The 11,931-nt window shown below is 74.8% G+C and carries 8 protein-coding genes; all 8 read left to right on the forward strand.

From position 1 onward, the window contains the following. The first annotated feature begins 1 nt into the window (after position 1). From ACIP5K_RS15495 to ACIP5K_RS15530, 8 genes are read left to right on the forward strand one after another with little or no spacing between them, the layout of a single operon-like run. Positions 2–1,744, forward strand: a complete 1,743-nt coding sequence (locus ACIP5K_RS15495) for a class I adenylate-forming enzyme family protein (RefSeq protein ID WP_401409654.1) — start codon at positions 2–4, stop codon at positions 1,742–1,744. Positions 1,745–1,772: 28 nt separating this feature from the next. Further along, positions 1,773–2,798 (forward strand): methyltransferase, encoded by a 1,026-nt coding sequence (locus ACIP5K_RS15500; RefSeq protein WP_401409656.1) that lies wholly within the window; start codon positions 1,773–1,775, stop codon positions 2,796–2,798. Further along, the gene (locus ACIP5K_RS15505; RefSeq protein ID WP_401409657.1) at positions 2,795–4,627 is read left to right on the forward strand and encodes an FAD-dependent monooxygenase; all 1,833 of its coding nucleotides are present in this window, start codon (positions 2,795–2,797) and stop codon (positions 4,625–4,627) included. The genes ACIP5K_RS15500 and ACIP5K_RS15505 overlap by 4 nt, the downstream gene beginning before the upstream one ends. Continuing rightward, positions 4,628–6,295 (forward strand): FAD-dependent monooxygenase, encoded by a 1,668-nt coding sequence (locus tag ACIP5K_RS15510; protein WP_401409659.1) that lies wholly within the window; start codon positions 4,628–4,630, stop codon positions 6,293–6,295. It begins immediately after the preceding gene. Continuing rightward, complete coding sequence (locus ACIP5K_RS15515; RefSeq protein WP_401409661.1) at positions 6,292–8,259, forward strand: FAD/NAD(P)-binding protein; 1,968 nt, start codon at positions 6,292–6,294, stop codon at positions 8,257–8,259. The genes ACIP5K_RS15510 and ACIP5K_RS15515 overlap by 4 nt, the downstream gene beginning before the upstream one ends. Next, complete coding sequence (locus ACIP5K_RS15520) at positions 8,256–9,686, forward strand: lyase family protein (protein WP_401409663.1); 1,431 nt, start codon at positions 8,256–8,258, stop codon at positions 9,684–9,686. The genes ACIP5K_RS15515 and ACIP5K_RS15520 overlap by 4 nt, the downstream gene beginning before the upstream one ends. A gap of 2 nt (positions 9,687–9,688) precedes the next feature. Then, positions 9,689–10,897 (forward strand): methionine adenosyltransferase, encoded by a 1,209-nt coding sequence (gene metK / locus ACIP5K_RS15525; protein ID WP_401409664.1) that lies wholly within the window; start codon positions 9,689–9,691, stop codon positions 10,895–10,897. 1 nt (position 10,898) lies between these two features. Then, positions 10,899–11,882 carry a carbohydrate kinase family protein gene (locus ACIP5K_RS15530; RefSeq protein ID WP_401409666.1) on the forward strand — a complete coding sequence of 328 codons (984 nt, stop codon included), beginning with the start codon at positions 10,899–10,901 and terminating at the stop codon, positions 11,880–11,882. The last annotated feature ends 49 nt before the right edge of the window (positions 11,883–11,931 follow it).

The raw sequence follows: 11,931 nt of genomic DNA on the forward strand, positions 1-11,931 counted from the left end.
TATGAACATCCGCGGCACCCACCGTTCCGTCGCGCAGCGCTTGCGGCTGACGGCCGACCGGCGGCTCGGCGCAGGCAACTTCTTCTGGCACGCGTGGAAGGTGGCCGACGACCGTGACCGTCCGCTCCTCTTCCACCCCGACACCACGTCCGAGCACTGGGACCGGGGCGAGCTGACCGGGCTGTCCCTCGACGACATGCGGCGCACGGTGATCCGTTACGCCCACTGGTACCGCAGCCACGGAGTCCTGCCGCACACCCACGTGGGAGTGCACACCCGCAACGGGCTGTTCGGCCTCCTGCACCACATCGCCCTGACGAGCCTGGGCGCGGTGGCGGTGCACTGCAACCCCCGCATGGAGGCGCGCACCGCCGCCGAGTACTTCACCCGCACCCGGATCACGGTGCTGGCCGCCGACGCCGACCTGCTGGCGGCCACCCTCGCCGCCTGGCAGGAGGACGGCGGCGCCACGGGCAAGTCGGTGGTCACCGAGGACATCCGCCTGCTGGACGAGACGGCGCCCCGGCCCAGCGGCCCGCTGCCGGGCTTCCCCTACCGGCACCGCGCCGACGACCTCGTGATGATCTCCCACTCGTCGGGGACCACCGGCCGCCCCAAGGCGCCGATGTTCACCCACGGGTCGTTCTTCGACGGCAAGCGCTCGCGGCTGTGGACCTTCCCCTCGCAGCGCGAGGACCGCATGCTGACCGCCCTGCCGCACAGCCACTCCGCGGGCATCAGCTACCTCACCATGGCGCTCCTGCTCGGCATCCCCACCCTCGTCCTGGACGGCGCGGACGGGGCCTCGCTGACCCGCGCGGTCAACCGCTTCCGCCCGACCTTCGTCCTCGGCTTCCCGCTCACCCTGGCGGAGGTCGACGTGACCCGCGTGGCGCCGTACGCGGCCCAGCGCATCCACTCCTGGAACGGGATGGGGGACGCCTCGCACGAGCGCCACATCCGCCCGCTCACCGCACTGGGCGCCCGCCGCGAGGGGCGCAGGCGGCTGCCCGGCTCGTGCTACATCGACGGGCTCGGCTCCAGCGAGATGGGCATGGTGCTCTTCCGCACGGTCCACACCCCGCACAGCGACAGCTACGGCCGGCTGATCGGCCGCCCCATCAAGGCCGTCCAGGACGCCGCGGTGCTGGACGCGGACGGCAACCGACTGCCCGACGGCGAAGCCGGCCTGCTCGGCGTGCGCACCCCCAGCGTCACGCCCGGCTACTGGGACGACCCGCAGCTCAGCCAGGAGTCCCTGAGCGGCGGCTACTTCCTGACCGGCGACGTGGTGCGGCGCGAACCGGACGGCAACTGGTACCACCTGGACCGCACCCCGGACGTGATCCACACCGCTGACGGGCCGGTGTACAGCCTGCCCCTGGAAGAAGTGGTGCTCCTGACGACGCAGGCGCTGGACGCGGCCGTCATCGCCGTCGACGACCCCGACCGTCCGGGCTTCTCGCTGCCGGCGGCCGTGGTGCTCTTCCGCGACGCCGTCGACCGCTCGCCCGAGCAGCTCCTCGACGTCTGCAACACGGCGCTGCGCAAGAAGGGGCTGCGCCCGCTGGGCGCCCTCGTCGTCGCGCCGGACCGCGACGCGCTGCCGGTGGGCCCCACCGGAAAGATCCTCAAGCGGCGCCTGCGGGAGACGCACGCCGCGCTGCTGAGCGGCGACCCCGTGCCGGCGGCCGCCGCCACCGCCCACGGCGCGCCGGGCCTCACCCCGGCCCGCTCCGAATGAACCAGCCACGACAGTGAAAGGCCGACTCATGGTCGACGCGCACCCCGCGCGACGCGTGGTGGACATCCTCACCGGCGCCTGGCAGGCCCAGGCCCTCCACGCCGCCGCCACGCTCCGCATCCCGGACCACCTGCACGCCGGACACACGACGACCGCGGCGCTCGCCGACGCCACGGGCTGCGACAAGGACGCCGTCGAACGCCTGATGCGGCTCCTGACCGCCATGGAGCTGTTCGACGGCTCGGGCGACGCCGGATACCGGCTCACCGAGGCCGGCGACCTGCTGCGCTCGGACCACGAACGCTCCATGCGCGACATGGCCGTGGTCTACGGCCAGGAGTTCCACCGGGCGTGGGGCTCCGTCGTGGACGCCGTACGCACCGGCACCTCCGGCTTCGAGCACGCCTTCGGCACCCCGCTGCGCGCCCACCTCGCGGCCGACCCCGAGGCCGCGTCCCGGTTCCAGCGGGCGATGAACGCCGGCAACGTCTTCTTCCAGGACGTGGCGGCCGCCCACGACTTCTCGGGCGCCCGCACCGTGGTGGACGTGGCGGGCGGCGCCGGATCCCTGCTGTCCGCCGTACTGACGGTGCACCCCCAGCTGCACGGCGTCCTGTTCGACCTCCCGCACGTCGTGCCGGTCGCCGAGGCCGCCCTCGGCCGCGCCCTGGGGGCGGACCGGTACGAGATCGTCGCCGGTGACGTCTTCGAGACCGTGCCCGGCGGAGCGGACGTCTACCTCCTGTCCCGGGTCCTCCAGGACTGGGACGACGCGCACTGCCTGCGGATGCTGTCGGTGCTGCGCGCGGCGATGCCGCCCTCGGGACGGCTGCTCATCGTGGAACGGGTCATCCCCGATCCCGACGAGCAGGACGCGCCCCTGCTCCCGCTGCTGTGGGACCTGCACCTGCTGATGGCGGCGGGCGGGCGCGAGCGCACCCTGGCCGGCTACCGCGCCCTGTTCAGCGGCGCGGGCCTGCGCCTGAGCACGGTGCACCACCTCGCGCTGGAGACGGACCTGCTGGTCGTCGAGACGGCGGAGGTGGCGCGGTGACCACCGTCGACGCCTCCGGGGCGACCGAGCGAAGGGTGTCCGTCCTCATCGTGGGCGGCGGCGGGTCCGGGCTGACGGCCTCGATCGCGCTGTCCGACCTCGGGATCGACTCGCTCCTGGTGGAGCGCCACCCCTCGACGTCGTTGCAGCCCAAGGCGCACATCCTGAACGCCCGCACGATGGAGGTCTTCGCGCACCACGGTGTCGCCGAGGACATCTACCGCGAGGGGGCGCCCGCCGAGAACTGCGGCGCCATGGTCTGGCTGTCCAGCCTGGGCGGCGACGAGCCCTACGACCGCAAGGTGCTGTACCGCACCGCCGCGTACGGCGGCGGCGAGCTGGCCGAGCGGTACGCGGCGGCCTCCGCCCAGCCGCACGCCAACCTGGGACAGCGCTGGCTCGAACCGCTGCTGCGCCGGCACGCCGAGCGACGGGCCCCCGGCTCGCTGCTCTTCCACCACGAGCTGCTGGAGCTCCACGAGGACGCGGAGGGCGTCACCGCCCTGGTGCGCGACCGCGCGAACGGGGACAGGCTGCTGCGGGTCCGCGCCTCCTACGTCGTCGCCGCCGACGGCGGCAAGACGGTGGGGCGGCTGCGCGGGATCCCGATGGAGGGCACCCCGACGTTCCTGGAGTGGATCAACCTGCACGTCCGGTCCGACTTCTCCCCGTTCATCCCGTACGACGACGCCGTCGTCAACCGGGTCTCCAGCCTCTCCGACGACGGGACGCTGGAGCACTGCGGGGTCGTCCCGATGGGCCCCGACCAGTGGGGACGCCACTCGCCGGAGTGGACCCTCATGTTCTCCCGGCCGCCGGGGTCCGAGGACCAGGACGACGAGACCACCGTCAAGATGGTGCGCCGCACCCTCAAACTCCCCGACGACCACGCCATGGAGGTGCGGAGCATCAGCCGGTGGCCGGTCGAGGGGACCGTGGCCCGCGACTTCCGTTCGGGCCGCGTCTTCCTGGTCGGCGACGCCGCCCACCGCCACCCGCCGTCCGGCGCCCTCGGCCTGAACACCGGCATCCAGGACGCCCACAACCTGGCGTGGAAGCTGGCGGCGGTGCTCGGCGGCACCGCGGGCGACGACCTGCTCGACAGCTACGGGCGCGAGCGCAGGCCGGTCGCGCTGCGCGTGGTGGAGCGGGCCGTGTACTCGCTGTTCAACCAGATCGCCTTCACCGCGGCGACGGGCGTGGTGCACGGCGCGCGCCCGGAGTGGAACCGGGCCCAGATGACCGCCCTGTTCGCGGACGGCCCCGACGGCGAGACCCGGCGCACCGTGCTGCGCGAGTACTTCGACACCAACCGGATCACCACCGCGCACCTCGGCCTGGAGATGGGCTACGCGTACGCGGACGGCGGCTGCGTGACCCCCGACGGCACGGTGCTTCCGCCGGCCGACCCGCTGGGCCTCGAGTACCGCCAGACGGCCCGGCCCGGCTCCCGGCTGCCGCACGCCTGGCTGCGCCACGGCGGGCAGCGGGTGTCGACCCACCAGCTGCACCGCACCGCCGGATCGTTCCTGCTCCTCGCGGGCGCCCGGTCCGCCGACTGGCTGGAGGCGGCGCGCGGCCTCGCGAACGTCTCCGGCGTGCGCATCGACGCGTACGGCGTGGGCGAGGGCGGCGAACTGCGCGACGAGGACGGCGTCTGGACCCGGCTGCGCGGCCACGACGACGACGGTGTGGTGCTGGTCCGCCCGGACGGCTTCGTCGCCGCCCGGACCCTGACCCGCTGCGCCGACCCCGCGGCGACGCTGCGCGACACACTGCGCACCGCTCTGGGCCTCGGCCCGGACCCGACGAGCGCGGAGGGCCGCTAGATGCGCCAGACCCAGCACACCGCCGTGGCCGTCGTGGGCGGCGGCCCCGTCGGCCTCCTGCTCGCCCTCTTCCTCGACCGCTACGGCGTGCCGAGCGTGGTGTTCGACGCGGGCGAGCGCCCGTACGAGAGCCCGCGGGGCAACACGCACAACGCCCGCACCATGGAGCACTACCGCCGCCTCGGCATCTCCACGGTGGTCCGGGGCCTCGGCCTGCCCGCCGACCACCCGGCCGACATCGCCTTCTTCACCCGGTACGCGGGCACCGAGCTGGCCCGGCTGAACCTGGCCTCGCGCAGCCGGCGCAGCCGCCAGACGTCGGTGGCGCCCGCCACCGACCAGATACCCGAGCCGGTGCACCGCGCCAACCAGATGTACGTCGAGCGGTTCCTGTACGAGCACGCCAGGACCCGGCCCAACATCACCCTGCGTCTGGGGCGCCGCGTCACCGCCCTGGAGCAGGACGCCACGCACGCCGAGGTGCTCGCCGAGCCCGCGGACGGGCCCGCCGAGAAGTGGACGGCCCGCTACGTGGTCGGCTGCGACGGCGGCCGGAGCCTGGTGCGCCGGGCCCTCGGCGTCCGGTACGCGGGCGCCGGGGCCCTGGACCAGGACGTGCTGGGGCGCCGCGCCACCGCCGCGCACCTGCGGCTGCCGACCTTCTACCGGGAGGTCATGACCGGCCGCCGGGCCTGGAGCCACTGGGCGCTCACCGGCGACATGGTCATGAACCTGATCTCGCTGAACGGGGAGGACGAGTTCTTCCTGCTCAGCAGCTCCATCGACCCGGACACCGCCGAGGACGGGCGGATCGCCGCCGCCGTCGAGCGCGCGGCGGGCCGGCGGCTGCCCGTCGAGGTGCTGAGCCGGCGGCCCTGGACGCCCGGGGTCGCGCTGGTGGCCGAGCGGTTCACCGTGGGCCGGATCCTGCTGGCCGGCGACGCCGCCCACCTCTTCACCCCCAACGGCGGGTTCGGCATGAACACCGGGGTCGACGACGCCGCCAACCTGGCGTGGAAGCTCGCCGGCGTGCTGGCCGGCTGGGGCGGCCGGAACCTGCTCGCCAGCTACGAGGCGGAGCGCCTGCCCGTCGCCGTGCGCAACACCACGGCGGCGCGCGAACTGAACGCCGGCCTCGGCTCGGTGGAGCGGCCGCCCGAGCTGGAGGAGGACAGCCCGCTCGGCGCGGAGACCCGGGCCCGGGTCGGCGGACAACTGCGCTGCTACGGCGAGCGCACCCACTCGCTGGGCGTCCAACTGGGCGCCCGCTACGACGAGTCGCCGATCGTCGTCCCGGACGGGTCGCCGCCCGCCGACTCCTGGGGCACCTACACCCCCTCCAGCGTGCCCGGCGGACGCACTCCGCACCTGTGGCTCGACACCTGGCACGGCGCGGGCAGCTCGCTGTTCGACCGGCTCGGCCAGGGCTTCACCCTGCTGCGCCTGAGCGGCGCCGCCCCCGACGTCAAACCGTTGCAGGCCGCGGCGCAGGCCCACGGCATGCCGCTGTCGGTGCTGGACGTCGAGGTGGACACGGCCCGCGACCTGTACGAGCGGGACCTGGTCCTGGTCCGCCCCGACCAGCACGTCGCCTGGCGCGGCAACCACCTCCCCGAGGACCCCGACGGCCTCGTCGCCCGGGTGACCGGATCCGAGGAGGCGCGGTGAGCGGCTCCGCCTTCACCGTCTGCGTCGTCGGCGCGGGCCCGCGCGGCCTGTCGGTGCTGGAGCGCATCCTCGCCAACGAACGCGACCGGCCCCGGCACCCCAGGCTGACCGTCCACATGGTGGACCCCTACCCGCCCGGCGCGGGACGGGTGTGGCGCACCGGCCAGTCCCGCCTGCTGCTGATGAACACGGTGGCGTCCCAGGTGACGGTGTTCACCGACGACACCGTGGAGATGGACGGCCCCGTGGTGACCGGCCCCAACCTCTACGACTGGGCGCGCACCGTCGTCCTGCCCGCAGGTCCCGGCCGGTTCGAGGAGGCGACCCGCACCGAGGCCCGCACCCTGCACCCGGACGCCTACCCCACCCGGGCGTTCTACGGCCGCTACCTGGAGGACGCCTACCGGCGCGTGCGGGAGGGCGCCCCGGCCCACTGCCGCGTCATCGAACACCGCACCCGGGCCGTCGCCCTGCACGACCGGCCGGGCGCCCCGGGCTCCGCGCAGACGCTCACGCTGGCCGACGGCACCCGGCTGTGCGACCTCGACGCCGTGGTGCTCGCCCTCGGGCACCTGCCCGAACTGCCCAGCGCCACCGAGGCCGCGTGGGCCCGGGCCGCGGCCCTGCGCGGGCTGACCTACGTGCGGCCCGCCAACCCGGCGGACCTGGACCTGTCCAGCGTCAGGCCCGGCCAGAACGTGCTGATCCGCGGGCTCGGCCTGAACTTCTTCGACCAGATGGCGCTGCTCACCCGCGGCCGCGGCGGCACGTTCGTGCGGCAGGGGGCGCGACTGGTCTACCTCGCCTCCGGACGGGAGCCGCGCCTGTACGCGGGCTCCCGGCGCGGCATCCCGTACCACGCGCGCGGCGACAACGAGAAGGGGGCGCACGGCCGCCACGAACCCCGGCTGCTGACCCCCCAGGTCGTCGACGCCCTGCGCCGGCGCGGCCGGGCCGGCGAGCACGTCCACTTCACCGGCGACCTGTGGCCCCTGATCGCCAAGGAGGTGGAGAGCGTCTACTACGAGACCCTGCTGCGCGGCCAGGGACCCGCCGCCCGGGCCGTCGAACTGGCCGGGCGCTACGTGGCGACCACCACCGCCCAGGAGGCCGGCGCGCTGCTCGACGCCTACGGGGTCGGCGCCGACGAGCGCTGGGACTGGCAGGCGATCGAACGGCCCACCGGCGGGCGCCGCTTCGCGTCCCGCGCCGACTTCCACGACTGGCTGACCGGCTACCTGGCCGACGACGTGCGCCACGCCCGCCTGGGCAATGTCAGCGGCCCCGTCAAGGCCGCCCTCGACGTGCTGCGGGACCTGCGCAACGAGATCCGGCTCGTCGTCGACCACGGCGGCCTGGACGGGAGCTCCTACCGCGACGACCTCAAGGGCTGGTACACCCCGCTCAACGCCTTCCTGTCGATCGGGCCGCCCGCCTCGCGCATCGAGGAGCTGGTCGCCCTGATCGAGGCGGGCGTGGTCCACCTGCTCGGCCCGCGGGCCCGGTTCACGCTCGCCGCGGACGGCGGCCGGGACGCGTTCGTCGCGGTCTCGCCGGACGTGGACGAGGAGCCCGTGCGCGCCTCCGTGCTCATCGAGGCCCGGCTGCCCGAGCCCGACGTGCGGTACACGGCCGACCCGCTGCTGCGGCACCTCCTGGACACCGGGCAGGTGAAGCCCTACCGGCTCCAGGGCGCCCGCGGCACCAGTGTCGAGTCCGGCGGCGTGGCGGTGTCGGCCCGCCCGTACCACACGGTGGACGCCGACGGCCGGATCCATCCGCGCCGCTTCGCCTACGGGGTGCCCACCGAGTCGGTCCACTGGGTGACCGCGGCCGGCATCCGGCCGGGCGTCAACTCCGTGACCCTCGGCGACTCCGACGCCATGGCACGGGCCGTCCTGGACCTGCCGCCCGCCGACGCGACCGCCCCGCACCCCGCCGACGTACTGGAGATGAGCACATGACGCACGCCGCCGGGCCCCACGACCCGGGGCCGGACGCCGGACTGCTGTCACCGGTCAGGGCCGGCGCCCCGGCCGAGCGGGAGACGACCGAGAAGGCATGGCTCCAGGCGATGCTGGACGCGGAGTCCGCCCTGGCCCGCGCCCAGGCCCGGCTGGGCACGGTGCCGGCCCGGGCGGCCGAGGCCATCACCCGGGCGGCGCGGGCCGACCGCTTCGACCCGCGCGCCCTGGCCGTCCGGGCCAGGGAGAGCGCCAACCCGGTCGTCGCCCTGGTCGCGGAGCTGACCCGGGCCGTGGCCGCCGAGGACGCGGCGGCCGCCGAGTACGTGCACCGCGGCTCGACCAGCCAGGACATCCTGGACACCGGCACGATGCTGATGTGCCGGCGTGCCGTGGCGCCCGTCCTGGCCGACGCGGACCGGATCGTCACCGCGCTCGGCCGGCTCGCCGGCCGGCACCGCGACACCGCGATGGCCGGCCGCACCCTCGCGCTGCACGCGGTGCCCACCACCTTCGGCCTCAAGGCGGCCGGCTGGCGGGAGCTGGTGGCCGACGCCCGCGACCGGCTGGCCCGCGCGCACGCCGGGCTGCCGGTCTCCCTGGGCGGCGCCGCCGGCACGCTCGCCGGATACCTGGAGCACGCCCGGGCCGGGGCCGGCGAGGACCTGCCCGACGACTACGCGGCCCTCCTCGCGGCGGCGTTCGCCGAGGAGACCGGGCTGGCCGGGCAGCGGCTGCCCTGGCACAGCCTGCGCACCCCCGTCGCGGACCTCGCCGCCGCGCTGGCCTTCACCGCGGCCGCCCTCGGCAAGTTCGCCGTCGACGTGCAGGTCCTGGTCCGCACCGAGATCGCCGAAGCCGGCGAACCGGCCGTGGCCGGCCGCGGCAGCTCGTCCGCGATGCCGCACAAGCGCAACCCGGTCCTGTCCACCCTGGTGCGCAGCGCGGCCCTCCAGGTGCCCGCCCTGACCGCGGGGCTGACCCAGTGTCTGATCACCGAGGACGAACGGTCGGCGGGGGTGTGGCACGCCGAGTGGCTGCTGCTGCGCGAAGCCGTGCGGCTGACCGGCGGCGCGGTGTGGACGGCCGCCGAGCTCGCCGAGGGCCTGACGCCGGACCCGGAACGGATGCGCGCGAACCTCGCGCTGACCGCGAGCGCCGTCGTCACCGAGCGGCTGGCCGCCGTGCTCACCCCCCACCTCGGCCGGGCCCGCGCCCGGGAGCTGCTGAGCGAGGCGGCGCGCACGGCCGACGCGAAGGGTCTCGACCTGGGCCGGGTGCTCGGCGCCGAACCCGACGTGCGCGCGCACCTGACCGCCCGCCGGCTGACCTCACTGCTCGACCCGACCGCCTACACCGGAGCCGCCGACGCCCTCGTGAACCGTTCGCTCACGGTGCCCGCACCGCCCGCCTCTCCCCAGGAGTGATGATGTCCCGCCGCCTGTTCACCTCGGAATCCGTCACCGAAGGCCACCCCGACAAGATCGCCGACCAGATCAGCGACAGCGTCCTCGACGCCCTGCTGCACGAGGACCCGACGGCCCGCGTCGCCGTCGAGACCCTGATCACGACCGGTCAGGTGCACGTGGCCGGGGAAGTGACGACCACCGCCTACGTGCCCATCGCCCAACTGGTGCGCGACACCGTCCTGTCCATCGGGTACGACTCCTCGGCCAAGGGCTTCGACGGCGCCTCCTGCGGCGTCTCGGTCTCCCTGGGCAGCCAGTCGCCCGACATCGCCCAGGGCGTCTCCCGGGCGTCCGAGACGCGCACCGCGGACGGCCACGACTCCCTGGACCTCCAGGGCGCCGGCGACCAGGGCCTGATGTTCGGCTACGCCACCGACGAGACGCCGACCCTCATGCCGCTGCCGATCGACCTCGCGCACCGGCTGGCCCGCCGCCTGGCGGCCGCCCGCCGCGACGGCTCCGTGCCCTACCTGCGCCCCGACGGGAAGACCCAGGTGACCATCGAGTACCAGGGCAGCCGCCCGGTCCGCCTCGACTCGGTCGTCGTCTCCTCCCAGCACGCCGCCGACATCGATCTCGACAAACTGCTGACGCCCGACATCCGGCACCACGTCGTCGACCACGTCCTGGCCCAGCTGGCCGACGACGGCATCAAGCTGGAGAGCGACGACTTCCGGCTGCTGGTCAACCCCACCGGCCGCTTCGAGGTCGGCGGCCCGATGGGCGACGCCGGACTGACGGGACGCAAGATCATCATCGACACGTACGGGGGCATGGCCCGCCACGGCGGCGGCGCCTTCTCCGGCAAGGACCCCTCCAAGGTCGACCGCTCGGCGGCGTACGCCATGCGCTGGGTCGCCAAGAACGTGGTCGCCGCCGGACTCGCCGCGCGCTGCGAGGTGCAGGTCGCGTACGCCATCGGCACGGCCCGGCCGGTCGGCCTCTTCATCGAGACCTTCGGCACCGCCACCGTGGCCCAGAGCCGCCTCGAACGAGCCGTCGAGGAGGTCTTCGACCTGCGCCCCGCCGCGATCATCCGCGACCTCGACCTGCTGCGCCCCATCTACGCCCAGACGGCCGCCTACGGCCACTTCGGCCGCGAACTGCCGGACTTCACCTGGGAGCGCACCGACCGCGCCGCCGCACTGCGCACGGCCGCGGGGGTGTGACATGCGGCTCGCCGTCACCGGATCCGTCGCCACCGACCACCTCGCGGTCTTCCCCGGCCGCTTCACCGACCACCTGCTGGCCGATCAGCTCGACCGGATCTCCCTGTCCTTCCTCGCCGACGCGCTGGAGGTGCGCCGGGGCGGCGTCGCCGCCAACATCACGGTCGGCCTGGGCCGTCTCGGGCTGCGCCCGCTGCTGGTCGGCGCCGTCGGCCACGACTTCGCCGACTACGACTCCTGGCTGGTCAACAACGGCGTCGACACCCGTGCCGTCCACGTGAGCGAGACCCTGCACACCGCCCGCTTCATGTGCACCACGGACCAGGACCACAACCAGATCGCCACCTTCTACGCCGGCGCCATGGCCGAGGCCAGGACCATCTCGCTGTCCGACCTCCACGACCGCCTCGGCCCCCTCGGCCTGGTGCTGATCGCCCCCGACGACCCCGAGGCGATGCTGCGCCACACCCGCGAGAGCCGCGCCATCGGCGTCCCGTTCGCCGCCGACCCCTCCCAGCAGCTGGCCCGCCTCGACGGCCCGCAGGCCCGGGAGCTGATCGACGGCGCGCGCTACCTGTTCACCAACGAGTACGAGGCCTCGCTGCTCGTGGAGCGCACCGGTCTCGACCGGGCGGAGATCCTGGCGCGGGTCGGCACCTGGGTGTGCACCCAGGGCGCCGAGGGGGCCGACATCCTGGAGCGCGCCCGGCCGGTCCTGCACGTGCCGGCCGTGCCGACCGGCGCGGCCGTCGACCCCACGGGCGTCGGGGACGCGCTGCGGGCCGGCTTCCTGGCGGCCGTGGCCCGCGGCCTCCCGACGGAGCGGGGTGTGCAGCTGGGCTGCGCGCTCGCCACGGAGGTGCTGGAGTCGGTGGGCACGCAGGAGTACAAGATCGACCCGTCCCGGCTGCTGAGCCGGATCCACGCCGCCTACGGGTCCGTGGCCGCCGGGGACGTCGCGCCGCTGATCGAGGACCTGCCGTGAGCGCGCCGCCCGGCACGGCGCCGCGCACCGAGCGGGCGCCGACGCCCGT

It is taken from the genome of Streptomyces sp. NPDC088785 (assembly GCF_044750685.1).
GTDB lineage: Bacteria > Actinomycetota > Actinomycetes > Streptomycetales > Streptomycetaceae > Streptomyces.

Coding starts and splice junctions, on each gene's coding strand:
- ACIP5K_RS15510 (WP_401409659.1), top strand. CDS start 4,628: ATGCGCCAGACCCAGCACACCGCCGTGGCCGTCGTGGGCGGCGGCCCC.
- ACIP5K_RS15530 (WP_401409666.1), top strand. CDS start 10,899: ATGCGGCTCGCCGTCACCGGATCCGTCGCCACCGACCACCTCGCGGTC.
- ACIP5K_RS15495 (WP_401409654.1), top strand. CDS start 2: ATGAACATCCGCGGCACCCACCGTTCCGTCGCGCAGCGCTTGCGGCTG.
- ACIP5K_RS15500 (WP_401409656.1), top strand. CDS start 1,773: ATGGTCGACGCGCACCCCGCGCGACGCGTGGTGGACATCCTCACCGGC.
- ACIP5K_RS15520 (WP_401409663.1), top strand. CDS start 8,256: ATGACGCACGCCGCCGGGCCCCACGACCCGGGGCCGGACGCCGGACTG.
- metK (WP_401409664.1), top strand. CDS start 9,689: ATGTCCCGCCGCCTGTTCACCTCGGAATCCGTCACCGAAGGCCACCCC.